This window comes from Pseudoalteromonas byunsanensis (genome assembly GCF_001854475.1).
Lineage (GTDB): Bacteria > Pseudomonadota > Gammaproteobacteria > Enterobacterales > Alteromonadaceae > Pseudoalteromonas > Pseudoalteromonas byunsanensis.
On the sequence record NZ_MNAN01000035.1, the window covers coordinates 203,711 to 228,505 of the forward strand.

Below are 24,795 nucleotides of genomic sequence, written 5' to 3' on the forward strand. Positions count from 1 at the left end.
CCCGCTCTCTTGCAACTTTTTCTGTCTTATTGTGGCTCTACGTAATCAACAACTTCTAGGTGGAAACCTGATAGAGCATGATACTTCTTAGGCATACTCATCAGTCGCATTTTCTGAATCCCCAAATCGGCCAGAATTTGTGACCCCACACCCACTGTACGAGAAGTTCCTTGGAATTTACGTACGTTTACTTGTTCACCCTGATCTTGCGCAGCAAATGCTTTAACCATCGCCTCAATTTCTGAGCTTTGTTCTTGTTTGCCAAGTACCACCAATACACCATTGTGTTCACTGATATACTGCATAGCACCGTGCAGACTCCAACTTCTTTCTGCACCACGGTCTGAAAGTAAGATGTCATTAAAGGTGCTTTGTAAGTGAACACGGACCAAAGTGGTATCCCCTGGCTTTACTTCACCTTTAACTAACGCGTAATGTAGTTGATTATCAATAGTGTCTTTATACGTGACTAAATCAAACTCGCCATATTCGGTAGGCAACTTACATTGAGCAACCTTCTCAATCGTCGTTTCATTGAGGTTTCTGTACTCAATTAGGTCAGCAATTGTGCCGATTTTAATATTATGCTCTTTGGCAAATACTTCTAACTGTGGACGACGTGCCATTGTTCCGTCTGGATTTAAGATTTCCACAATTACAGATGCGGGCTCCAGCCCTGCTAGACGAGCTAAGTCACACCCAGCTTCTGTATGCCCAGCTCGCGTCAACACGCCACCTGGTTGAGCCATAATAGGAAAAATGTGACCAGGTTGTACGATATCTTCTGGAAGCGCTCCTTTTGCTACAGCGGCTTGCACAGTACGCGCTCTGTCTGCTGCTGAAATTCCCGTTGTAACCCCTTTTGCGGCCTCAATAGATAAGGTGAAGTTAGTCGAGAACTGAGCGCCGTTATTGCGCACCATAAGAGGTAAGTCTAGTTGTTTACAGCGCTCTTGCGTCATCGTCAAACAAATTAAGCCGCGGCCGTAAGTGGCCATAAAGTTGATCGCATCCGCTGAAATATGCTCCGCGGCAATGATCAAATCACCTTCATTTTCACGGTCTTCATCGTCCATTAAAATGACCATTTTACCGGCCTTAATGTCATCGATAATTTCTTGTGCGCTGTTTAAATTCATAATCTACCTGTCTGATTAAGGTTTTGGGGTTATTTTATAAAGCCCGCTTTGGCTAACAAGCTGGCTGTGAGAGTAGACTCGTTAGCCTGGGGTTGCGCTCCTAGCACCAAACGCTCTAAATAACGGGCTATTTGATCGACTTCTAAATTGACCTGACTGCCGACTTTTAGGTCCGCAATGGTCGTTTCTTGTGCCGTATGGGGCACTATCGTAAGTTTAAACTGGTGGCTTTTTACTTCGTTGACGGTCAAACTTATACCATCAATCGCCACCGAGCCTTTATGAGGAATATATTTCATCAATTCGGCAGGCGCTTCTAACCAATATTCTGTTGCTCGCGCATTACTTTCTATCGCGGTCACGGTTGCGATACCATCAACGTGGCCCGAAACTAAGTGACCACCCAATCTCGAAATCGGTTGTAACGCCTTTTCTAAATTCACTTTTTGCCCCGTTTTATAATGAGCAAACTGTGTTAACTTAATGGTTTCATTTGAGAGATCAGCTCGAAAACCGTCTTTGAACTTTTCAACTACAGTTAAACACACGCCATTGGTTGCAATGCTGTCGCCTAGGTTTACATCGCACATATCCAAATCAGAACTACTGACGCGAACGACTAAATCACCCTGCACAGCTCTCAACTCGCTTAATATACCTGTTGCTTCAATAATACCTGTAAACATATTGCCTCTTAAATTAGCAAGTTTTAGCCGTAATACGAATGTCATCACCAATTCGGGTCACATCTGTGAATTCCAACTGGGCCGCATCATCCATCATGGTTATTTCAGGTAAATGAAATAAACTTTTACCTTGGTGCCCGATTAGTTTGGGAGCCAAATATACCACATATTCATCGATGAGTTGTTGCTGTGCGAAAACACCCGCGAGGGTAGCTCCTGACTCCAACCACACACTGTTTATGCCGCAACTTGCCAAATGTTTGAGCGCTGCTCGGCAAGACACTTTACCATGCTCTGCTTTGAGCTCAATTTGCTCTACAAAATGAGGCCATTGGTGATTATTATCAAGGTGTGTTCGAAAAATTATTATCGGCGCATCTATTTGAAATACTGCAAGTTCAGGTGTTAAGCGGTTTTGCGAGTCGATGATAACTCTGACAGGTTGCCTCAATGCATGACCTTGTGGTAGCTCAATAGCACACTCATTTTCTCGTACGTTCAACTTGGCATCGTCCACAATCACCGTATCTGCGCCAGTTAGGATAGCGCAACTTTGTGCTCTGAACTGTTGTACATCGCGACGTGCTAATGGCCCTGTTATCCACTTGCTCTGACCGTTTTTTAATGCTGTTTTACCATCTAAACTCGCGGCAAGTTTGCAAGTGACATAAGGTAACCCTTGCTCCATACGCTTCAAGAACCCACGATTCAATGCCCGCGCTTCGTTTTCGAGTAAGCCATATGCTGTTTCTACGCCCGCTTGTTGCAGCAGGGCAAGCCCTCTACCAGCTACTTTTGGATTGGGGTCGACCATAGCGGCAACAACCCGACACACACCGGCATTTATTAGCCCCTCAGCACAAGGAGGCGTACGTCCATGGTGACTACAAGGCTCTAAGGTTACGTACGCGGTAGCACCTACCGCTTTATCAGCGGCTTGTCGCAAAGCATGCACTTCTGCGTGGGCGTCTCCGGCACGTTGATGATAACCTTGACCAACTATTTGATTATCTTTAACAATCACACACCCAACATTAGGGTTTGGCGTAGTGGTAAAACGACCTTTCTTCGCCAACGCAATGGCCATTGCCATGTAGTGATGATCTTGCTCACTGAACATACTTAATCACCCAGCCTCGCAATTTCCTCACCAAATTCTCTAATATCTTCAAATGAACGGTAAACAGAAGCAAAACGTACATATGCCACTTTATCGAGCTTTTTCAACGCTTCCATAATACATTCACCAATCAAGTGGCTAGGTACTTCACGTTCTCCAGTCGCTCGGATCTTTGATTTAATTTCATGGATCACTTCATCTATCTGCTCTGTACTGACAGGACGTTTTTCTAGTGCACGGGCAAGCCCATTGACAAGTTTGTCTTCATTGAAAGGTTCTCTAGAGCCATCTTGCTTGATCACTCTAGGCATCACCAATTCAGCGCCTTCGAAGGTAGTGAAGCGCTCATGACACTCAATACACTCTCTTCGCCTTCTAACCTGATGGCCTGAGCTGACTAAACGAGAATCGATTACTTTGGTATCTTTGGCAGTACAAAAAGGACAGTGCATATTAGTTCACTTTAGAAATCTTACGAAAAAGGCCGCTATAGCGGCCTTCATAATAACAAAAAATGCTGTTTTGTGCGTAAAATTATGCGTAAACAGGTAATTTTGCACAGATAGCTTTTACTTTCTCTTTTACCTGCGCTTGTACAGACTCATCATTGATGTTGTCCAGTACGTCACACATCCAGCCAGCTAACTCTTTTGACTCAGCTTCTTTGAAGCCACGACGTGTGATTGCAGGTGAACCAATACGTAAACCTGAAGTAACAAACGGAGAGCGTGGATCGTTAGGTACTGAGTTTTTGTTTACCGTGATGTTAGCGCGGCCAAGTGCTGCATCAGCATCTTTACCCGTAATATCTTTGTCGATCAAATCAAGTAAGAATAAGTGATTTTCTGTTTTACCTGATACGACTTTGTAACCACGCTCTTGTAATACAGCAACCATTGCTTGTGCATTCTTAACCACTTGCTTTTGGTATTCTTTAAACTCAGGCTGTAATGCTTCTTTAAATGCAACCGCTTTAGCTGCAATCACATGACATAAAGGACCACCTTGGCCACCTGGGAAAACTGCGCTGTTCAGCTTTTTATAAATATCTTCGTCATTGCAAGCTGAAATAATCAAGCCACCACGTGGACCCGCAAGTGTTTTGTGCGTTGTTGTGGTTACAACATGGGCATGTGGTACTGGGCTTGGGTATACACCAGCTGCAACTAAACCTGCAACGTGTGCCATATCTACCAGTAAATAAGCACCAACTTTATCAGCGATTTCACGGAACTTAGCCCAATCAACAATACCAGAGTACGCCGAGAAGCCACCAATGATCATTTTAGGCTTGTGCTCAAGCGCAAGTGCTTCTACTTGTGCATAGTCAATCTCACCAGTCTCTTCGTTCAAACCATATTGAATTGCATTGTATGTTTTGCCTGAAAAGTTAACGTGTGAGCCGTGTGTTAAGTGACCACCATGCGCTAGGCTCATACCTAATACAGTATCGTGTGGCTGAAGCAGCGCTTGGAATACAGCGGCATTTGCCTGTGAACCTGCATGAGGTTGAACGTTTGCGTAGTTTGAACCAAACAACTCATTGGCACGATCAATTGCCAGTTGCTCAACTACATCAACGTGTTCACAGCCACCATAGTAACGCTTACCAGGGTAACCTTCTGCGTATTTATTAGTTAACTGAGACCCCTGTGCCTCTAATACTCGTGGGCTACAGTAGTTTTCAGAAGCGATAAGCTCAATGTGCTCTTCTTGGCGCGTAGTTTCAAGCGCAATCGCTTTTGCTAATTCAGGGTCAAAATCTGCAATGTTCATGTTACGTTCTAACATGGGGTCTCCTAGGTGCACGTAAGGTATTAAAAGCCATATTGTACGCTCTAATGCGTATCATGCCTATGATCTTGGCATGAGCATATTTAAACAGGGATTGAATTTATTTCACAGTGTTAAAGTAATGATATTTTTTTATTTTAACATTTATTTTATTTATGAGTTTCAAGTATGGAATTAACTATTTTAATGTTTAAGTCAGGTGAGACCTTGCTCAGTCACCACCCGACTTCACTTTTGACTACAGCAATTTAGCAAATATTGCCGCTTTGAGTTGCTCATAATCAGCAGTCATTGGCTGCGCTAAACACACTTTGTCCAATGCGCTTTGCAACACGTCTGGCATATCAATTTGCTGCGCTAGCACTTGTTCTACCGAGTCTTTAAATTTTGCCGGATGAGCAGTTGCTAAAAATACACCGGTACTTTCGGCGTCTTTATCTAGATTTAGCCCTTCATAAGCTATCGCCGTATGTGGCTCAGCAATATAACCATTAGCAGCAACTTCTCGCATCACTTCTTGTGTACGTTGCTCACTTACACAACGTGAATAAAAATCATGTTTATCAAATTTACCACCGTCCAACATACTTTGAACTCGAGGCCAATTATTAGGTTTACTCACATCCATTGCATTCGACAGAGACTCAAGCGTTGCATTCGGTAACCATTGTCCGGATTCAATATAGCGTGGCACAGTGTCATTTTGGTTGGTCGTTGCAGAGAGCTTATCCACAGGTAAGCCGATAACCGAAGCTATCATTGCTGCACATACGTTACCAAAGTTACCACTTGGCACCGATACATGAACCGCGCCGCGCTCTTCTTTTGGTAATTGTGCCAATGCTTCGAAGTAGTAGCATACTTGAGCGAGTAAGCGACTGATATTGATTGAGTTAGCTGAGTTTAAGCCCAACTTTTCTTTCACTTCATCATCTAAAAATGCTTGTTTTACCAGCGCCTGACAATCATCAAAACTACCTGCAACAGCATAACAGTGAATGTTGCCACCTAAGGTGGTAAACAGCTTTTGTTGGGCCAGCGAAATCTTACCTTCAGGGTACAAAATAACCACATCAACGTTTGGCTTATTGTAAAATGCGTGTGCCACGGCCGCGCCAGTATCACCACTGGTTGCGGTTAGAATTGTCACTCGCTCCCCTTGACTGAACAGACCAATACACTCAGCCATAAAGCGTCCACCAAAATCTTTAAACGCCAATGTTGGACCATGGAACAGCTCTAAACAGTAATTTTTTTCATCGACCTTCACTAATTCAACGGGAAAGTTGAACGCACGTTTTACCATATCCGCCAAGGTATCTTTGGGTAATTCATCGCCAATAAGGTGTGACAATATCTGTGTGCTGCGCTCTACAAAAGGTAACTCTAGCAATGCGTCAATATCGTTCAGAGGCTTCAAATCTGTTGGGAAAAACACCCCTTGATTACGTCCTAAGCCTGTTTTCACCGCTTCTGTAAACGTCACTTTTTGATTATCATCTTTTAAATTAACCAATTGCATTTTTATTTAGCTCCTTGAGAAACGGCACGAGTACCTAGGTTATCGAGTTTACAGATATGGCTGAAGCCATGTTCATTTATATAGTGTTGTTCAAGCCATTGTTGGCATTGCTGGGCATCTTCTAACGATTTACAAATCGCAAATAATGTAGGACCTGCACCTGAAATACTGACCTGTTTAGCGCCTAATTCAGGCAGCGCTGCTTTTGCATCACTAAAACCTGAAATTAAAGCCTGGCGATGTGGTTCAGCCAAGTCATCTTGCATCATGCCCAAAGCTTCATCAAAACGACCACTTTGCATCAGCAAACAAAAGCTTGAAAGTCGCTGTGCGAATTCTACAGCACTATGCATCGACAACTGCTTAGGCAATACACCACGGGCTTTAGCAGTATTTAAGGCAAAACCTGGGTACGCCGCTACGTAATACCAGCGTTCATCAACAGGTAATGCGAGAGCTTTATTGGGCACAATATCCGCCGTAAGCTGTAGCCCCCCCAAATAACAAGGAGTAATATTGTCATAGTGACGAGCACCACTAACTTTACCCTCAAAGTCGGCCATCAATTCAATCATCGCTTCTTGTGACAATTGAGTACCTGCATACTGGTCTAGTGCTGCAAATGTAGCAACCACTGAACAAGCACTAGAGCCTAACCCCGAACCAATTGGCAAACGCTTTTCAAGTGTTAAAGCAACAGCTGGCATTTCGGGGGCTACATGTTCCCTAAAGTGAAGTAAGCATTGATATGACAAATTTTCATGGGCATCACCAGGCAGTTTATCTGCATAGGGACCCGTACAAGTAAAACTATCCTGATGTGACTGCTCAATATGAACAACATCCCCTAACAATGAACCATCAATAGGCGCCAAAGCGGCACCTAACGAGTCAAAGCCAACACAAAAATTACCGACAGAGGCTGGCGCATAAATAGAGATCATTTGTACTTCCTCACCCTATAAAGTTTTAAGAATATCGGCAAATACACCAGCTGAAGTTACCTCCGCACCGGCACCATAACCACGGATCACAAATGGACGTGGTTGATAATATTGACTCAAAATTGCAAGCGCGTTCTCTCCATCACGAATGTCATACAGTGCATGCGCTTTGTCCACCGCTTCAATGCCTACACGACAACGACCATTTTCAATGCTGCCCACATAGCGAAGTACCTTTCCTTCATTGGCTGCACTTTGAATTTTATCAGCGAAGCTAGCATCCAGTTCAGGTAAGCGTGCCATAAACTCGTCAACAGAAGTTCCTGGCGCAAATTCTTCAGGCACAACCGATTCCACTTCTATATCACTGAGTTCAAGTTTCAATCCGGATTCACGTGCAATGATCAGTAGCTTTCTCGCAACATCAGTGCCTGATAAATCATCTCTAGGATCGGGTTCGGTAAAACCGTTGCTCTTAGCTTTTGCTGTCGCCTCAGACAGGCTCAAGCCGTCTTGCAAGGCACCGAACATATACGACAGAGACCCTGATAAAATACCATTGAATGAAAGCAACTCATCGCCTGCACCAAATAACAACTGCAAGTTGTCTAATACTGGCAAACCAGCGCCTACATTAGTCTCATACAAGAACTTTCTTTGTTTACGCTGAGCAGCTAAAGTGAGGGCTTGGTAGTAGTCATAACTGCCTGTATTTGCTTTTTTATTGGCTGCAACCACATGGAAACCCGCATTTAAAAAATCAACGTATTGATCTGCCAAATACTGAGATGAAGAACAATCTACCAACACAGGATTTATCAAATGATTGGCTTTGACGAATTCTTCAACCCGCTGCAACGAGAACCCTTGGCGTTGATTTGCCAGTTCTGACTGCCATGAGTCAAACGGCACACCGTCCGCATTCAGATATAGCTGCTTAGAATTAGCTACCCCATAAAGATTAAGCTTAATGTTGCGTGCTTCAAGCCAAGTCTGTTGCTTTTCAAGCTGTTTGATAAGCTCCTGACCCACAAGTCCACAACCAAGTAAAAAGACGTCAATTGAAGGTATGTGCGTGAAAAAGTTTTCGTGGCAAACTTTCACCGCATCGTTACAACGCGCCCCATCAATCACCGCTGAGATAGCGCTTTCTGTAGAATCTTGAGCAATTGCAACGATATTAAGTTGTGCCTGTGCCAATGATGCAAAGAATTTTGCAGCAAGTCCTTTATGGGCTTTCATGTTATCACCCACTAGCGTGATAATTGCCAATTCACGTTGTACTTGGACCGGTTCTATCAAGCCTGCTTGTGCCTCTAGTTCAAAAGCTTGCTCTAGCGCATTCAGTGCTAAATCCAAATCTGACTCATGTACGCAAAAGCTGATACTAAACTCACAAGATGATTGGGTGATTAAAACAATTGAAACATTATCGTTGGCCAACGCGCCAAATACTCGAGCCGCCATGCCAACTTTGCCCTTCATTCCAGGTCCAGAGACAGTCAACATCGCAAGATTCTCTAAACTAGATAAGGCTTTTACGGCTTCATCACCTCGTCGCTCATTACTTATTACGGAGCCAGCAACATCTGGGTTATGTGTATTTTTTATCTCACAAGGCACCGAAAATTTAGCACAAGGAAGAATGGTTTTTGGATGCAGTACCTTGGCACCAAAATAAGATAACTCCATCGCTTCTTTGTATGATAACCAGTCAATTTTGCTCGCCTTTTTAATAAAACGCGGGTCGGCGTTATAGACTCCATCGACATCAGTCCATATTTGACAGACTTCAGCGCGTAAACAAGCTGCGGCAACTGCAGCAGAATAATCCGAACCGTTACGACCAAGTGTCGTAAGTTCGCCACGCGTGTTACTTGCTGTAAATCCGGGCATGATGTAGTACTTGCTTGGATTTGCATTCATCGCTGCGACAAATTTGACCTGACTCAACTGTAAGTCTACTTCTGCATCCAAATAACCACCATGACTAACAATACAATCACTCGCTTCAAGGTATGCAGCTTGTGAAGCGCCCAACATAGTCTGCATAAGTGCAACACTGACACGCTCCCCAAAGCTGATTACGTAGGCTCGGACTTGATCTGGACAGTTTTGTAACATTTTGACCCCAGCCAACTTTTCAGCAAGGCTAGATAAAGCAGGCCAGTGAAGCACATCACCATATAGATTTTGAACCTGTTCAAGCAAACCCAGAGCTCGACTTTCCAGTTGTAACCATTGCTCACTATAGTCCTGCCCTTGTTCTGCCAAGTCCACCAATTCCACCAACTGATCTGTCATACCCCCAGGTGCGGAAAGTACAACCAAGGCTTCCTCTCCTGCTTGATTCAGGATCAAGCTGTGAACTTGCTTCAGACATTCAAAATTAGCTAGTGATGAGCCACCGAATTTTAAAACACGCATTGTTATTTTCCTCATTCCTAAAACGAAAAAAGGCCTGTGTTCGTAGTGAACACAGGCCTTTTTCAAATACGCACCGACCTATGCCACTATCCAGAATGGATGGTGGTTGTAATAATGGTCGTGGTGTTAAAATTTGTTTTCATGTTTTTTAGCTTGCCCGAAATATGGGCACTCTGTCAACCTCTTAATGCGACAAATAATATGCAATTTACTCATACATAAATTCATATAAGGGCTAGTTTATGCGAAAGGTAGTTTCAATGGCACAATCAATGGAGTGAAAATAGGAAAAAGGCAGTGGTTAATAAAATGTAACTAGGTAATTTAGCGGATACCATAACGATGCAAAAGTTCGATCAGTCGAGTACTATCCACGGGCTTTTCAATAAAATCTATCGCCCCTAACTGAGTGACTCTGTGCTTCATTTCAGGTTGAATATCGGCTGATATAACAACAACAAAAGTTTCGATGCTTGGCTCTGCTTTCATCTTTTCCAGCACCCCAAGCCCATCCAATATCGGCATAGTGAGGTCTAGACACAACAAATCAATAGGTTGCTGTTTTAAAATGCTTAATGCCTCAAGGCCATCTTTTGCTTGTAATACGTTCACCTCAAGCGCGCTGGACAGACAACGGATAACTTGTTTTCTAGCAACTGTCGAATCATCACAGACTAATATTGAGTAAGTCATTACTAATTTTACTATTATTTGTTATACCTCGTCCTTATAACACAATATTCCTACATCAGTAAGTGTTGCAAGCTGCAATTAAAGTAAAGCAGTATTTAAGAGTGAAAATCAGAGATATTTATTTATTTTTAAACCTTTATTAGCTAAGTTTATGATTAGTTATTCTGCACTAACTCTAATTTCGGGAGCCAAAGTTCATTCATGCTGCAAAAAAGTCTATCTAAAAAGCTACTCACGAATGTGCTATCGGTTTACTTCCTACTTACGTTCGTAGTGACCTGTGGTCAGGTTGTCGCTGAATATGTGAATACCAAAGACTACATTCGTAACGAGCTGACTATGCTGCAAAAAACATTCAGCCGTAGTCTTACACGCGCAATTTGGGAGTTAAATACCAAACAAACAGTAACCACAGCAGAGGGGTTGCTGGCGATCCCTATGATTGAAGGGATCATCGTTCGGGATGATAGTGGTGAGATAATCTCTCAGTTGGGTCGCTCTTTAGATATTCATGAACTTTATAGTCAGCAACTGGTACAAGAAGAAGCCATTATTGAAGACACACCATCAGGGCTATTTGGCTATACCTTCCCACTTATCTTTGAGTTTTCTGGCCGAGCAACACAAGTTGGCGACGTAACGCTGTTCTCATCCCGAGATGTGGTATTTAGCCGTATTATGATATCGATCTATTTTTTGATCGGTAATGCGATGATTAAAACCACGTTCCTAATTATCTTGTTTTTAATTGCCTTTCGCCGCCTACTCACCGAGCCCCTTACCGATCTGACAGACCAAATAGAAGAAATTGAATTAGATGATATTGATGGCAGAAAAATTGATATCGGCACCACCGAACGCAATGAACTGAAGGTGATGGAAGAAGCATTCAACAAACTAATTGATAAAGTCTCAGAATATAGAAAACAGCTTGATCAAACACAAAAAGAATTGTTGATAAGCAATGAGAAACTCGATCAACACAACTTACAGCTTGAGCAAGAAGTCGCACGTAAAACATCTAACCTCAGCCAAGCTATGATGGACTTACAGCAGCAAAAATATGAGTTGGAAAAACAAAAGCTTACCCTAACCGAGGAAGTCGACTTACGTAGTCAAACAGAACAAGAGCTATTAACCAAACAAAAAGAACTTGAGCGGTATGTTGACGAGCTTAATATGGCACAAGAGCGTTTAGTTGGCTCAGAAAAAATGGCAGCACTTGGCGGGCTTGTGGCAGGTATCACCCATGATATTAATACGCCGGTTGGTATTGGGGTCACGGCAACCTCATTCTTACAAGAGCGCTTAAATAAACTTGAGGCGGCATATAAAGATAAAACACTCTCCCCAAAAGCCTTAGAAGAATTTATTAACGAAGCGAAGCAGAGTACCAGCCTACTGACAACTAATCTTGATAGAGCGTCAGAGCTAGTTGCCAGCTTTAAACAAATTGCTGTTGATCAGGCGAGTGAAGCCGTCCGAAAAATTAACTTCAAAGAGTATCTTTCTGAAGTTGTGCGTTCACTACACCCTAAAATCAAAAAAACCAAGCATATTATCAACATTGAGTGCCCTGAGGATTTAACCCTAAACCTGCCCGCTGGAGCTATCAGCCAGATATTTACTAACTTGATCATGAACTCATTGATCCATGGTTTTGATGGTGTTGATAAAGGCGAAATAGATATCATCATTACCGATGATCATGATGATGTTAAAATAGTTTATAAAGACAACGGCCGTGGTGTGACTAAAGCACAATTAGAGAAATTATTTGACCCATTTTTCACCACCAAACGCGATCAGGGTGGCAGCGGTTTAGGCACACATATTACTCTGAATTTAGTAAAACAAACCCTCAATGGAGATATAGAAGTAACCAGTGAGGAAGGTAAGGGGCTAACTTACTACATTCAATTTCCAAAAAATATGCAAGCCCCCATGACCATGTTCAGCTAACCCAGTTAGGACTACTCGTAAAGTTTTACGTGTAGTCCTCCCCTTTACTATAAAATTCTTGCTATCATGAGCGCCTATTTTTAAGCACGGATACTCAATATATGTGGTTTAGTAACCTGATCTGTTATCGTTTTAAACAAGATGTTTCATACAATCAAGAAGAGTTTGAAAAGGCGCTAGAGCAAGACGTATTTAGACCCTGTGGTAGCCAAGATATGAGCACATTTGGTTGGACCAAGGCGTTTGGAAAACATGGCAATAGCTTGTCACATTTTTCACAAGACAGTATTTTGTTATGTGCAAAGCGAGAAGAAAAAGTACTTCCTGCTTCAGTGATAAACGACATGGTTGCTGAAAAGGTTGAGCTCATAGAGCGTGAAGAAAACCGCCCAGTAAAGAAAAAAGAAAAAGACGAATTAAAAGAAAACATTCTGAGTGCTTTACTGCCCCAAGCCTTTAAAAAATCGAGTCTACAATTTGCTTTTATCGATCAAAAAAATGGTTGGGTTGTGGTAAACAGCGCCAGCTTTAATAAAGCTGAAGAATTGCTCGCACTGCTTAGGAAATCATTGGGTACACTGCCTGTCGTGCCTGCATTTGCGAATTACGATTTAGACGTCTTTTTGACAGATTGGTTAACTAAATTTGAAACTCCAGAAGGCTTTGCAATTGGCACAGACGCTGAGTTACAAGAGCCCGATGATAATGGTGCTCAGGTTAAGTTAAAACAACATGACTTATCTTCTGACGAAATCAAAAGTCATCTAGAAAATGGTAAACGCGTTACTAAGCTCGCTTTTGATTGGCGTGAACGCGTGAAGTTTATCTTACAAAACGATGGTTCAATTAAACGCTTAAGCTATGCTGATGCACTAAAAGAACAAAATGCGGATATCCCTAAAGAGGATATGGCCGTGAAGCTTGACGCTGACTTTATTCTAGTCAGTGAAGAGATAAAAGAATTACTCGAAGAATTGACCCAAAGCCTTGGTGACAACTCGGATATGTAACTGATTGAGGCAATAAGCGCACCGCATTTATTGCCTCATCTTTTCGCTAAGAAAACATAGTTCGTACATCTTCCAGTGCATCAATATACTCATCACTGGTGAACATTTCTACTGATTCAATAATGCCTTTATTCGCATACACTTGTAGCGAGGCCGTTTTATCTGAAACCTGTAAAATCCCCTCTAAAATAGCGCCTACTCGAATGAAATCAACATAGCAATCATGTTGTGGTTTATAGTTTGGATTGGACCAGTTTTCCGCCGCATCAATAAACTCCTCAGAAAAGCCCCATTCACGCATAATTGCACCGCCAATTCTACCCGCTAGTTTTTGAATGGCATGTGCTAAAAAGCTTGGGTTTGCGAATACTTCTGGGTGCCTTTCTGCTTCCGTCAAAATGGGAAGAACCCCGATGTTAAATACCAACGAAGCCAACGTAATGGTATCTCGATTTAGAGATGTATGTTTATGCGCCTTAAGGTAGAAATCCATTGTTGTGATGGCTTGACAGGCCACTTTGAGCGTCTTTTGCCACGCTTTATCCATATAGGTTTTGATCAACTTATTATTGGATACAAACAGTTGCTCCATCGCCATGGCCGTAGCAATATTTTTGATTTGCCTCAACCCAATACGGGTCACCGCCTGATTGAGTGTATTCACTTTCACAGAACGACCCAAAAAGGCACTGTTTGCTACTTTGATCATCCGCGCAGTTAAGGCAGGGTCATGGGAGATCACATCCGCCATTTGTATTAAGTTAACGTCTGGGTCATCTGCGGCTTTACGCACACGCACGGCAGCATCCGGCAAAGTAGGCAACACTAAGGTGTCACTATTGATCCTATCTATAAGGATGGTGAGTAAGGCATTCTCTGTTGACATGAGCTTAATTCCAAAACTGATTAAGTAGCGCTAAAACGCCCGTGTTTTAGCCTTTAGTATCGTCGAACATCTTTATAAAGTTAAGAAATCTGTATAAAAATATTCGCTGCGATTGGTATTGGGACAATTTTACAAAAATGCATCGCAGCAGTTAGGCATAATTACTCTGGATCATGTAAAGTAGTCGCTCAAGTTTTATTTCCAATAACAAAAAGAGAGCAGCATGAGACTTTCAAAAATTAGTCAGGCACTGATTATTGCCAGCACCTTGGCACTGGGCGCATGTTCAGACCCAGCAACTAACACATCGACTGCAGCAAACACACAACAATCGCAAGCACCAGGCTACGAACTCGTTAACATCGAACCATCGCGTTTAGACATTTACACACAAGTAACGCTTAACACCGATTTATCTCACCTGAGCGACAACCAAAAACAAATGATCGCTAAATTGATTGATGCCTCTAAGCTGATGGATGACCTATTTTGGAAGCAAAGCTTTGGCATGGATAAAGAGACCTTTCTAAGTCGTATCAACGATGAAAAAGTGCGTACCTTCGCCGACATCAACTACGGCCCATGGGATAGACTAGATGGTGACAAAGTATTTCTCAGCGGTTTTGAAGAAAAATCCCCCGGTGCTGAATTCTACCCTCATGATATGAGCAAAGAAGAACTAAATGCCTCAGACATTAAAGATAAAAAGGGTCTGTATTCCATCATTAAGCGCGATAAACAAGGGAAACTGTATAGCATAGCTTACTCTGAAATTTATGGTGAAGAGCTCAAGCAAGCAGCTAAACTACTACTAGAAGCCAGTACGCTTGCTGATGATAAAGAATTTGCAAACTACCTAAAATTACGTGCTGACGCACTACTTAATAACAGCTATCAAACGTCTGATTTCGCTTGGATGGATATGAAAAATAATCCCATTGATGTTGTCATCGGTCCAATTGAAACCTATGAAGATCAACTGTTTGGCTACAGAGCTGGGTTTGAGTCTTATGTACTCGTGAAAGACTTGGCTTGGAGTGAGCGCTTAGCAAAATTTGCAGCATTTTTACCTGAGCTGCAAACTGGTTTGCCTGTTGATGAAAAGTACAAACAAGAAGTACCTGGGTCAGATGCTGACTTGAACGCATACGATGTCATTTATTATGCAGGACACTCAAACGCAGGTAGCAAAACAATAGCGATTAACCTGCCAAACGATGAGCAAGTACAACTTGAAAAGGGAACGCGTCGTTTACAACTTAAAAACGCCATGCGTGCTAAGTTTGATAAGATCTTGCTACCGATTGCCGATCAGTTAATCGTGCCAGAACAGCGTAAGCACATCACCTTCGATGCTTTTTTTGCCAATACAATGTTCCATGAAGTTGCTCACGGGCTAGGTATTAAAAACACCATTACGGGCAAAGGCACAGTTCGTCAATCGCTACAAGAACACGCCAGTGCCATTGAAGAAGGTAAAGCCGATATTCTTGGTCTTTACATGGTTGAGCAGTTGTTGAATAAAGGCGAGATAACTGAAGGCACGATTGAAGATTACTACATAACCTTTATGGCGGGTATCTTCCGCTCAGTACGTTTTGGAGCCTCAAGCGCACACGGTAAAGCCAACATGATCCGTTTCAATTTCTTTAAAGAACAAGGCGCATTTTCTAAAAATGAGCAGGGCTTATATAAAGTAAACATGGATAAAATGGCAACCGCAATGAAGAATCTTTCTAATTTGATCCTGACCTTACAAGGCGATGGTGATTATCAAAAAGTTGACCAGTTGATTGCCACACATGGTGATATTAAAGCAGAGCTTAAAGCCGATTTAGAAAAGCTAGCACAAGCAAATATCCCTGTAGATGTAACCTTTAAACAAGGTAAATCAGTACTTGGTCTATAAGCTGTCATTGCCATAGATTACAGGCGCCTCAGGGCGCCTTTGTTATTTATACTCTTCCACTGGGCGCTAACACCCGGTACTCCATCCCAATTAATTGTCATCCGCCAAGGTTGTCGCTACCATCACGTCACTTTTATTGATAATTAAGGTGCACTGTGCGAGTTACATTTTCTTCCATGGCATGTGGTTTATCTTTGGCGCTAGCCGCCAATGCAGCAGCTCAGCCGCTTACTCTTGAGCGTATTTTTGATGACCCAGGCCTTGCGGGCAAAGCACCCGTAAAACTTAAGTTTTCTCCTGACGGTAGTCGCGTCACATACCTGCAAGGTAAACAGCAAGATTACAATCGCTACGATTTATGGGAGTACAATCTTAAGGACAACAAAAACCGCCTTTTGGTTGATTCAGAAGCCTTATTCTCTGGTCCTGAAACACTCTCAGATGAAGAGAAAGCGCGCCGTGAGCGACAGCGTATTTTTGGCCGTGGAATATTAGAGTATACCTGGTCTGATGATGGTAAAGCCCTACTCTTCCCGCTCAATGGTGATTTATACTACTATCAACTCGATACAGGTAAAAGCCGAAAACTCACCGATACCGAGGCTTTTGAGACAGATGCCAAATTCTCACCCAAAGGCAATTATGTATCATTCATTCGTGAGCAAAACCTTTATGCGCTGGAGCTTAAAACAGGCAAAGAAATAGCCCTGAGTAAAGATGGCGGTGGTGTAATCAAAAATGGCATGGCGGAGTTTGTCGCTCAAGAAGAAATGAGCCGCATGACCGGATATTGGTGGGCCAAAGATGAATCAAAAATCGCCTTCACTCGTATCGATGAAAGCCCAGTGCAAGAAGCCATTCGTAATGAAATATATGCCGATGAAGTCAAACTATTTAATCAGCGCTATCCATTCACAGGTACCGAGAATGTGAGCATTGAATTAGGGGTAGTATCGGTTAATAACCAGCAGATAGACTGGGTTGACTTAGGTAAAGATAAAGATAAAGATATTTATATTGCTCGGGCAAAATGGCTTAATGACAGTAAGACATTGTCTTATCAGTGGCAAAATCGTGCTCAACAACAGCTTGAACTGCGTTTCTATGACACTGAAAAAAAACAGCAACGCGTTGCTTTAACTGAACAAAGTGATACTTGGATAAACCTGCACTTTGACCTGCATTTTTTGAAAGACAATAAACACTTTATTTGGGCCTCTGAGCGCGATGGGTTCAAGCATTTATATTTATACCGCAATGACGGCCAACTAGTGCGCCAAATCACTCAAGGGGATTGGGTTGTAGACTCACTCAAAGGTGTCGATGAAAAAGCTGGCAAAGTGTACTTTGCAGCCCGCAAAGATACGGTACTTGAAAGTCACCTATACAGCACATCAGTTTTTGAAAAAGCCCCCATCACCCGCATCACAAGCTTGGGAACCTACCACAATGTAGTATTAGCAAAAGATGCCAAAACCTTTATCGACAATAGCTCTGCGGTCAACCAGCCTAATTCGGTAGCACTGCGTAAAGTCAATGGTGAGTTTGTAACGTGGTTGGAACAAAATGAGCTTAATGAACAGCACCCACTTACCCCATATTTGAACGACTTGGCAAAACCCGAGTATGGTACGTTAGCTGCCGAAGACGGACAAACACTGCACTATCGCTTGTTTAAACCTACCAAGTTAGAAAAAGGCAAACAGTACCCTGTAATAGTCAATGTATATGGTGGTCCTCATGCACAACGTGTGGTTAATAATTGGCGTAGCAAGAACCTCTATTTTCAGTACATGGCGCAACAAGGTTATGTGATTTTTCAACTTGATAACCGCGGCTCATATAATCGCGGCAAACGCTTTGAAGACCCTATTTACAAAAAGTTAGGTGTGGTAGAGGTTGCCGATCAAATTCGTGGCGTAGAGTTTTTGCGTACTCTTGATTATGTAGACCCTCAACGAATCGGGATCTATGGTCACAGTTATGGCGGATATATGGCGCTGATGACGATGTTCAAAGCACCTGAGTATTTCCAAGCAGGCGTATCAGGCGCCCCTGTTACAGATTGGACATTGTATGACACCCATTATACTGAACGCTACCTTGGACACCCTAAAGACAATGCGCAAGGCTACAAACAAAGTGCGGTATTTGACTATGCGGATGGTTTGCAAGGGCCATTGATGATCTATCATGGTATGGCGGATGACAACGTGCTATTTACACACGCTACAAAACTATTTAAGCAGTTGCAAGATAACATGCAACCATTTGAAATGATGACTTACCCAGGTTCAAAACACAGCCTTAGAGGTAAAAAAGTGCAAACCCACTTACATCAAACGATCACGAACTTTTTTGATCGACACTTCAATATGCATCGTTAAACTAAAAAAGGGCACATTCGGTGCCCTTTTTAACAACTTAAATTACAAGCAATATCTTGCAAACAAACTACTCACAGTTGCAGCGGTAGGTTTACCATGCTGCCAGTCGCCACCCTCTACACCACTTCCAGCAATGTCCATATGCACATATGGTAATGGTAACAGGGCATCACAACCGTGCTTGTCTAGGCCACCCACAATGGCTAAAAATGCCATTGGGAACTGGTGACCACGAGCTGTAACCGCAGAAGGCGCATTGTTGCTCGAAAGCACATCGTCAGCCAAAGTACGAGGCTTAACGAAATCATAGTCCTCGCGACGACTACGTGACAATTCAGCACCATCGGCCCATAAATCACCCAAATCAGCTAGCTGGCGAGAAACCTGAGCTGTGCGAGCAGGGCCATTTTCAACGTAAGCACTGTAAGGTCCTACAGCACGTGCTGCGTGTCCCGTTAATGTTGCGACGGTGAAAAGCGTCGGATTGACTTCACTCTTCGCCATGTCTTTCATTTCACTCAAAAGATCGCCCATCGCCAAACGCCCTTCAGCATCGGTATTGCCGATACGTACCTTCAAGCCTTCACGACAAGTAATAATTTCATCTGGCACAAAACAATCCGAACCAATCGAATTACGTACCACGGCAAGGTAAGCAATCACTTTTACACCACTTGGCTGATAATCTGCAACAGCTTTCATAAAGCCAGCAACAGACGCTGCCCCACCTTTATCTCGGCTCATACCTGCCATAAAGCCACCGACTTTTAAGTCTGCACCGCCTGTGTCATACACCAAGCCTTTACCAACAAACATCAGTGTACGAGTAACCTCATCGTTTGGTGTATAAACCAGCTTAACCACACGAGGGTGATGACGTTCTACCGCGTAAGATGCACGTGCCACGGTACCTAACATCGGGTATTGTTGCTCTATCGTGTCGATATCCGATACTACCTCAACCGAAACACTGGTATTTTTGAACAACTCAACACAGTAGTCTGCAAATCTTGGTGGTGCCATACGCTCAGGCTCAGTACCACATAAATCACGTGCGGCATACTGACCAGCAGCCAACGCATTGAGTTGCTTACATTGCGCGTCTGTTGCTCCTAAAAGGCTGATTTGACGGACAGGCTCAATACTTGGGCCACGATACTCACGCGCTTCCAAAGGCTGCCATAGCGCTTGGCAAGCCCCTAAATAGGCAACCTGTAAAGCGTTTTGATAACGAGCATCTTGTGGCATACCACAAACCACGAGTGTTGGTGCTTGGCTACCCGCGGCTTTTGCTTCACTGATCGCAGCTTTAGCCGCATCAAACACGCGTCGCACATCGTCATAATCTCGGTTTAATGGCCCAGTTGGCGATACAATTAAGCGCTTGCCCGGAAGCTCTTCGGCTAGCACCAATGTGGCTTTGCTCGCAATTCTGGCGTCTACTGCCAGATATGGCGCAAGCGCTTTGTTAAGACGTTCATCGTGAAGGTTATTCACATCAGCAGCAATTACAATGACAGCATCACAGTGCTCATTGAGAAGATCATCACATGGTAACGACAGAGGAAAAGACATAAAAAAGGCCCTTAGTTACGATAATAAGGGCCCGATTATGGGTTATTTAATAATGCTTTACCAGTAAAGTCGGTTACTGGGCCTGTGCGCTTTTAACTTGCCCACTGCGATGCTTTGCAATCACTGACCATGCTTCAAGCATCACCAGCACACTGACCACTAACACAATTACATCCAGCACCACCAACAACCAATTACCTTGCTGATAGTACTCCTGCAATTTTATGAGCCCTGCAAAAAATGCCATCAACAGTACAAAGCTCATTGGGATCAACGTATATTTAGCAGGGCGACCAAGTTTTATCAGATAAACCGAGATCACTAACAAGGTTAGGCTGGCGAGTATTTGGTTAGTCGAACCAAACAAAGGCCAAATGATCATCCCCCCACTGCCTGACGCTCCGCCTGCGCCAAAAGCAAGCAGTAAGCAACAACCAACCGCTAGCAGAGTTGCCATAACACCATTTTTTAAAACCTGTAGCTGGTATATATCCCCCCATTCTTGAATGATATAGCGCTGCAACCGAACACCGGAGTCCATGGTTGTTCCTGCAAACAACACCACCATAACGGCCAGCAAGGTTGCTGCTATTTCGGTAGGTATTCCCCAGCCACTGCTGATCAGATTAGAGCCACCCGTAATAAAGGCTCCCACACTGCCAGCCCCTAAATGGCTATATATTTCATGCCACTGCTCTGGCGACATGGCTAACATCACGCCGCTCACAGCAACCAAAGTGATCAGCGCCAACGAGCCTTCACCAACGGCGCCTAAGTAACCAACAAATCGACCATCAGTTTCTTTATTCAATTGCTTAGAACTGGTGCCTGATGACACTATGCCATGGAAACCAGAAACAGCACCACAGGCTATAGTGACAAACAACAATGGAATAATACTGGGTGTTTCTGCTGCCATTTTCGTATTAAAGGCGGGCGCGGTGATATCAGGCATCACCACAAACACGGCACCATAGAGTAATATCAACCCCACCAGCAACTGCATACCGTTAATAAAGTCTCTAGGCTGGAGCAGCATCCAAACAGGTAATAAAGAAGCAACCGCTGCATAAATAAATAAGATCACAATCCAGTTTGCTTTATCGGTTAGTCCAAACATTTCTGATGGCAGCGCTAACGGCATACTCGATCCCATGTAAATAGTGGCGTAAAGAATAACGACTCCTATGATACACAAAGGGACCAATGGCACTTGACGCTTTAGCAACTGACCAATCACCAACGCGACGGCGATCGCCGCCCAAGCAGGAAAAACAGCGCTAGGGTTAGCCACAAACGAGTTGGCTATCACTACGCCAAACACGGCATTAACCATCAATAGTACCAAAAACACCACTATCATAAACAATGCGCGCGTACGTTTACCAATGACTGTTTCTGACAGAGCCCCCATGGACTTACCCTTGTGTCTAGCACTTGCCCATAGCGCGCCCATGTCATGAACGCCGGCAAAGAAAATAGTCCCAAGCACAACCCAAAGTACCGCCGGTACCCAGCCCCAGTACACAGCAATGGCAGGCCCAACGATAGGAGCGGCCCCCGCAACAGATGTGAAATGATGCCCCCATAGCACCACTTTGTTGGTTGGCACATAGTCAACGCCATCATTTAACTCATGCGCGGGTGTGACAAAATTGTCATCCATTTTAAAGATTTTTTCGGCAATGAATTTGGAATACACAAACCAGCCAAATAACATTCCGACTACCCCAAACAGTACTATCATGATTGACTGCATTTTAGGCTCCTGCAGGTATTATTATTGTTGAGCCCTAAAAATTAACACAGTTATCAGGTTATGCACTTACCTTTTAGTCTGAATCGAACAGTTTTAACTGAGGTTGGCTTAACTGAGTATCCGCTAAAGAGATATTAATACCTATCAAGCGCACAGGTTTATGCGGGTAACGTGACAACAGCTCGGTTAATAACGTACATAAAATATCTACGTTTAAACTTTCATGCTGACACTCTTTGCTAACAACTTGAAAGTCGAAGAATTTTACTTTAACACCCAGCTTGGTCATGCCTCTTTGCACTATATGGGGCTGTGCTCGCCTGGTCAGCTCAGGAAACAGCGACTCAGACAAGCGCCGAGTCAGCTCTTGTATATCACTGGTATCTTCATTGAATGTGGTTTCTACCCCAACCGATTTCCTCACTCGGTGAGTTTCTACTTCTCGCTCATCAATACCATGACATCGACGCCACAGTATCAAACCAAACTTACCAAACCGCTGGTATAAAAACTCTTCGCTGCTGGCTTTAACGTCACATCCATATTGTAACCCTAGCGCCAACAATTTTTGCTGCGTGACCTTACCAACTCCTGGGATTTTTTTCAGGGGCAGCGTATCAATGAAATCATCCACCATATCAGGCGTGATCACAAACTGTCCATTAGGCTTATTTTCGTCACTGGCAATTTTTGCTAGAAACTTTATCGGGGCAATCCCAGCCGACGCTGTAAGTCCCGTTTCTCTCTCTATGTCAGCCCGAATTTGCTGTGCGATTAAAGTGGCACTCCCCGAGCAGGCTCGGCAATCAGTAACATCCAAATACGCCTCATCTAATGACAAAGGCTCTATCAAAGTCGTATATCGGGAGAAAATAGCTCTGATTTGCATTGAAACTTCTTTGTAAATCGCCATTCTACCGGGCACAATCACTAACTGTGGACACAGCTTTTTAGCCTGATAATTAGACATTGCGGAACGAACACCGTATTCGCGGGCTAGATAATTGGCTGTTGACAATACCCCTCGATGGCTATTACCACCAATGGCAATAGGGACATTTGCAAGTTCAGGATTGTCGCGCATCTCAACTGCGGCATAGAAACAATCCATATCAATATGTATGAATTTACGCATCATATAACAACTGTATTTATATACAGTTTCATTATGTTCATAATTTTACCGCTGTTGCAACTTTTACTCGCTCTTTTAATACACTAAACTGATGGCGACGTGGCATTTGTATTGCCAAATAAAACTTCAACAAGGATTTAACATGCAATTTAGTCGACTAGGTAGCAGCACACTCGAAGTCTCAAGAGTATGTTTAGGCAGTATGACTTGGGGGCTACAAAACAATCAGCATGACGCTGATGAGCAAATTAATTATGCACTCAGCCATGGAATCAACTTTATTGATACCGCTGAGCTATACGCTGTGCCTCCGTCAGCAGATACCTATGGTGAAACAGAAAAAATAATAGGTAATTGGTTGGCCCGCCATCAAGAGAAGCGACAGGAAATCGTACTAGCCAGCAAAATTGCAGGTGGTGGAATGCGCTGGATCAGAGATGGAGCACCAATAAGTGCAAAGACTATTATCGAAGCAGTGGATGCGTCTCTTCAACGTTTAAGTACTGATTACATTGATTTATATCAGCTTCATTGGCCAAACCGTACCTCTCCACACTTCGCAAACCACTGGCCGGGTATGGTGAAGTTTTCAGATGTGGAGCGTGAGCAAGAACTCAGTGAAATGCTAGAGATCCTACAAGCCCTACAAGCTTGTATTGATAACGGTAAAATTCGCCATTGGGGATTGTCTGACGACACAACTTGGGGGATTAACACATATCTGCGCTTAGCCTCTGAGCATAATCTCGCCAAACCCGTTTCCATTCAAAATGAGTTTAACTTGTTGCACACCAAAGATTGGCCATATCTGATTGAAAACTGTATCCATGAAGATGTTGCCTACTTACCTTGGTCTCCACTGGCAGCTGGTTCATTGACCGGTAAATACATTGATGGTGCAAGACCTGAAGGGTCTCGCTGGACGTATGGACAGCGAAATGGGTTATTCAGAGATACACCACAAGCCAATCAAGCCGTTAAAGCTTATGTACAACTCGCACAACAGTTTGGTGTAACCCCTGCACAAATGGCACTAGCTTGGGTAAATCAAGTAGATGGAGTGACTTCAACCATCATAGGAGCTACAACTATGGCTCAACTAAAAGAGAACCTACAAGCATTTGATTTTAAATTAGATGATGCCCAACAAGCAGCAATTAGCGAGTTATTACAGCGCTTTCCTTCCCCCTTCTAAGTCAACAACTCAGTCAACAGCCCAGTGACCGTTGGCTGAGTTTTATCTAACTTGCATTAAGTTTTGTTGGCCAGTCGCGTATAATCGGGCCTATTAACCGAATATGACTAAGAGCGACATGCATATCCTCAATCCAACTACGATTATGCCGTTACCCGGCACTTGCTTTACTCGCCATACCACCAGAGCTATTGTGCTAGATGGTCGTAAAATTCTCTTACTGTATACCGCAAGATATGATGACTACTCACTACCGGGCGGTGGTGTAGATGAGCATGAGAGCGCAGAGCAAGCGTTATTAAGGGAGCTACGTGAGGAAACCGGAGCCGAAAATATGCTCAGTTGCTCTGAGTTTGGTCGTTATGAAGAATACCGTGCGTGGCACAAACCGGATTATGATACGATCCATATCATCTCTGATTGCTATGTTTGCGAAATATGTGGTCAGTTCAATCAACCGCAAATGGAAGACTACGAACACGCCAATGGCATGAAACCTGTTTGGGTGGATATCGACGAAGCTATCTCACATAATCAGAAAACGCTTGCTAATAGTGAAAAACAAGGTCAATCTTTGGTGCGTGAGTTGTTTTTATTGCAACAAATAAAAGAACAGCTTGTGTAAAACTCTGTGTGATGGTTTCCTGAGGAT

19 protein-coding genes are annotated in these 24,795 nt (G+C 43.3%); 6 read left to right on the top strand and 13 right to left on the bottom strand.

Translation table 11 applies throughout. The features are described from left to right. Nucleotides 1-26: 26 nt before the first annotated feature. The 9 genes from ribBA to BIW53_RS17240 all read right to left on the bottom strand — a co-directional run bounded on the left by ribBA (nucleotide 27) and on the right by BIW53_RS17240 (nucleotide 10,325). Nucleotides 27-1,139 (bottom strand): bifunctional 3,4-dihydroxy-2-butanone-4-phosphate synthase/GTP cyclohydrolase II, encoded by a 1,113-nt coding sequence (gene ribBA / locus BIW53_RS17200; protein ID WP_070993252.1) that lies wholly within the window; start codon nucleotides 1,137-1,139, stop codon nucleotides 27-29. A 29-nt stretch (nucleotides 1,140-1,168) separates the two neighbouring features. Beyond that, nucleotides 1,169-1,825: a riboflavin synthase gene (locus BIW53_RS17205; RefSeq protein ID WP_070993253.1), complete on the bottom strand. Its 657-nt coding sequence runs from the start codon at nucleotides 1,823-1,825 to the stop codon at nucleotides 1,169-1,171. A 13-nt stretch (nucleotides 1,826-1,838) separates the two neighbouring features. Then, entirely contained in the window at nucleotides 1,839-2,945 is a 1,107-nt protein-coding gene (ribD, locus tag BIW53_RS17210) for a bifunctional diaminohydroxyphosphoribosylaminopyrimidine deaminase/5-amino-6-(5-phosphoribosylamino)uracil reductase RibD (protein WP_070993254.1), read from the bottom strand. Nucleotides 2,946-2,947: 2 nt separating this feature from the next. Continuing rightward, on the bottom strand, nucleotides 2,948-3,397 hold the full coding sequence (gene nrdR / locus BIW53_RS17215) for a transcriptional regulator NrdR (protein ID WP_070993255.1): 450 nt from the start codon (nucleotides 3,395-3,397) through the stop codon (nucleotides 2,948-2,950). A gap of 82 nt (nucleotides 3,398-3,479) precedes the next feature. Further along, nucleotides 3,480-4,736, bottom strand: a complete 1,257-nt coding sequence (glyA, locus tag BIW53_RS17220; RefSeq protein WP_070993256.1) for a serine hydroxymethyltransferase — start codon at nucleotides 4,734-4,736, stop codon at nucleotides 3,480-3,482. Nucleotides 4,737-4,977: 241 nt separating this feature from the next. Continuing rightward, nucleotides 4,978-6,261, bottom strand: a complete 1,284-nt coding sequence (gene thrC / locus BIW53_RS17225) for a threonine synthase (protein ID WP_070993257.1) — start codon at nucleotides 6,259-6,261, stop codon at nucleotides 4,978-4,980. Nucleotides 6,262-6,263: 2 nt separating this feature from the next. Then, on the bottom strand, nucleotides 6,264-7,205 hold the full coding sequence (gene thrB, locus BIW53_RS17230; RefSeq protein WP_070993258.1) for a homoserine kinase: 942 nt from the start codon (nucleotides 7,203-7,205) through the stop codon (nucleotides 6,264-6,266). Between the two features lie 15 nt (nucleotides 7,206-7,220). Next, nucleotides 7,221-9,632 (bottom strand): bifunctional aspartate kinase/homoserine dehydrogenase I, encoded by a 2,412-nt coding sequence (gene thrA, locus BIW53_RS17235; RefSeq protein WP_070993259.1) that lies wholly within the window; start codon nucleotides 9,630-9,632, stop codon nucleotides 7,221-7,223. A 324-nt stretch (nucleotides 9,633-9,956) separates the two neighbouring features. Then, a complete protein-coding gene (locus BIW53_RS17240) occupies nucleotides 9,957-10,325 on the bottom strand; it encodes a response regulator (protein WP_070993260.1) in 369 nt (122 codons plus the stop codon). A 201-nt stretch (nucleotides 10,326-10,526) separates the two neighbouring features. On the opposite strand from BIW53_RS17240, the gene BIW53_RS17245 reads away from it, so the two are divergent. Both BIW53_RS17245 and rdgC read left to right on the top strand, forming a co-directional pair. Next, nucleotides 10,527-12,287 (top strand): sensor histidine kinase, encoded by a 1,761-nt coding sequence (locus BIW53_RS17245; protein ID WP_070993261.1) that lies wholly within the window; start codon nucleotides 10,527-10,529, stop codon nucleotides 12,285-12,287. 101 nt (nucleotides 12,288-12,388) lie between these two features. Next, nucleotides 12,389-13,297: a recombination-associated protein RdgC gene (rdgC, locus tag BIW53_RS17250; protein WP_070993262.1), complete on the top strand. Its 909-nt coding sequence runs from the start codon at nucleotides 12,389-12,391 to the stop codon at nucleotides 13,295-13,297. Nucleotides 13,298-13,343: 46 nt separating this feature from the next. On the opposite strand, the gene BIW53_RS17255 is transcribed toward rdgC, so the two are convergent. After that, nucleotides 13,344-14,183: an HDOD domain-containing protein gene (locus BIW53_RS17255; RefSeq protein WP_070993263.1), complete on the bottom strand. Its 840-nt coding sequence runs from the start codon at nucleotides 14,181-14,183 to the stop codon at nucleotides 13,344-13,346. Between the two features lie 223 nt (nucleotides 14,184-14,406). On the opposite strand from BIW53_RS17255, the gene BIW53_RS17260 reads away from it, so the two are divergent. Both BIW53_RS17260 and BIW53_RS17265 read left to right on the top strand, forming a co-directional pair. Next, nucleotides 14,407-16,092: a dipeptidyl-peptidase 3 family protein gene (locus BIW53_RS17260; protein ID WP_070993264.1), complete on the top strand. Its 1,686-nt coding sequence runs from the start codon at nucleotides 14,407-14,409 to the stop codon at nucleotides 16,090-16,092. Nucleotides 16,093-16,268: 176 nt separating this feature from the next. Beyond that, nucleotides 16,269-18,479 carry a S9 family peptidase gene (locus BIW53_RS17265; RefSeq protein WP_070993265.1) on the top strand — a complete coding sequence of 737 codons (2,211 nt, stop codon included), beginning with the start codon at nucleotides 16,269-16,271 and terminating at the stop codon, nucleotides 18,477-18,479. Between the two features lie 42 nt (nucleotides 18,480-18,521). On the opposite strand, the gene BIW53_RS17270 is transcribed toward BIW53_RS17265, so the two are convergent. The 3 genes from BIW53_RS17270 to dinB form a co-directional block, all read right to left on the bottom strand. Further along, entirely contained in the window at nucleotides 18,522-20,054 is a 1,533-nt protein-coding gene (locus tag BIW53_RS17270) for a M17 family metallopeptidase (RefSeq protein ID WP_070993266.1), read from the bottom strand. 73 nt (nucleotides 20,055-20,127) lie between these two features. Further along, nucleotides 20,128-21,813: a carbon starvation CstA family protein gene (locus BIW53_RS17275; protein ID WP_070993267.1), complete on the bottom strand. Its 1,686-nt coding sequence runs from the start codon at nucleotides 21,811-21,813 to the stop codon at nucleotides 20,128-20,130. Between the two features lie 73 nt (nucleotides 21,814-21,886). Then, complete coding sequence (dinB, locus tag BIW53_RS17280; protein WP_070993507.1) at nucleotides 21,887-22,948, bottom strand: DNA polymerase IV; 1,062 nt, start codon at nucleotides 22,946-22,948, stop codon at nucleotides 21,887-21,889. Nucleotides 22,949-23,090: 142 nt separating this feature from the next. Here dinB and BIW53_RS17285 point away from each other — a divergent pair, with 142 nt between their 5' ends. Together BIW53_RS17285 and BIW53_RS17290 are read left to right on the top strand one after the other, a co-directional pair. Then, nucleotides 23,091-24,143 carry an aldo/keto reductase gene (locus tag BIW53_RS17285; RefSeq protein ID WP_070993268.1) on the top strand — a complete coding sequence of 351 codons (1,053 nt, stop codon included), beginning with the start codon at nucleotides 23,091-23,093 and terminating at the stop codon, nucleotides 24,141-24,143. Between the two features lie 118 nt (nucleotides 24,144-24,261). Beyond that, nucleotides 24,262-24,768, top strand: coding sequence for an NUDIX hydrolase (locus BIW53_RS17290; protein WP_070993269.1), 507 nt, complete (start codon nucleotides 24,262-24,264; stop codon nucleotides 24,766-24,768). Nucleotides 24,769-24,795: the final 27 nt, after the last annotated feature.

Bases quoted from the DNA above. Each gene is read 5' to 3' on its own strand.
- ribBA (WP_070993252.1), bottom strand. From the start codon at position 1,139: ATGAATTTAAACAGCGCACAAGAAATTATCGATGACATTAAGGCCGGT.
- BIW53_RS17205 (WP_070993253.1), bottom strand. From the start codon at position 1,825: ATGTTTACAGGTATTATTGAAGCAACAGGTATATTAAGCGAGTTGAGA.
- ribD (WP_070993254.1), bottom strand. From the start codon at position 2,945: ATGTTCAGTGAGCAAGATCATCACTACATGGCAATGGCCATTGCGTTG.
- nrdR (WP_070993255.1), bottom strand. From the start codon at position 3,397: ATGCACTGTCCTTTTTGTACTGCCAAAGATACCAAAGTAATCGATTCT.
- glyA (WP_070993256.1), bottom strand. From the start codon at position 4,736: ATGTTAGAACGTAACATGAACATTGCAGATTTTGACCCTGAATTAGCA.
- thrC (WP_070993257.1), bottom strand. From the start codon at position 6,261: ATGCAATTGGTTAATTTAAAAGATGATAATCAAAAAGTGACGTTTACA.
- thrB (WP_070993258.1), bottom strand. From the start codon at position 7,205: ATGATCTCTATTTATGCGCCAGCCTCTGTCGGTAATTTTTGTGTTGGC.
- thrA (WP_070993259.1), bottom strand. From the start codon at position 9,632: ATGCGTGTTTTAAAATTCGGTGGCTCATCACTAGCTAATTTTGAATGT.
- BIW53_RS17240 (WP_070993260.1), bottom strand. From the start codon at position 10,325: ATGACTTACTCAATATTAGTCTGTGATGATTCGACAGTTGCTAGAAAA.
- BIW53_RS17245 (WP_070993261.1), top strand. From the start codon at position 10,527: ATGCTGCAAAAAAGTCTATCTAAAAAGCTACTCACGAATGTGCTATCG.
- rdgC (WP_070993262.1), top strand. From the start codon at position 12,389: ATGTGGTTTAGTAACCTGATCTGTTATCGTTTTAAACAAGATGTTTCA.
- BIW53_RS17255 (WP_070993263.1), bottom strand. From the start codon at position 14,183: ATGTCAACAGAGAATGCCTTACTCACCATCCTTATAGATAGGATCAAT.
- BIW53_RS17260 (WP_070993264.1), top strand. From the start codon at position 14,407: ATGAGACTTTCAAAAATTAGTCAGGCACTGATTATTGCCAGCACCTTG.
- BIW53_RS17265 (WP_070993265.1), top strand. From the start codon at position 16,269: ATGGCATGTGGTTTATCTTTGGCGCTAGCCGCCAATGCAGCAGCTCAG.
- BIW53_RS17270 (WP_070993266.1), bottom strand. From the start codon at position 20,054: ATGTCTTTTCCTCTGTCGTTACCATGTGATGATCTTCTCAATGAGCAC.
- BIW53_RS17275 (WP_070993267.1), bottom strand. From the start codon at position 21,813: ATGCAGTCAATCATGATAGTACTGTTTGGGGTAGTCGGAATGTTATTT.
- dinB (WP_070993507.1), bottom strand. From the start codon at position 22,948: ATGCGTAAATTCATACATATTGATATGGATTGTTTCTATGCCGCAGTT.
- BIW53_RS17285 (WP_070993268.1), top strand. From the start codon at position 23,091: ATGCAATTTAGTCGACTAGGTAGCAGCACACTCGAAGTCTCAAGAGTA.
- BIW53_RS17290 (WP_070993269.1), top strand. From the start codon at position 24,262: ATGCATATCCTCAATCCAACTACGATTATGCCGTTACCCGGCACTTGC.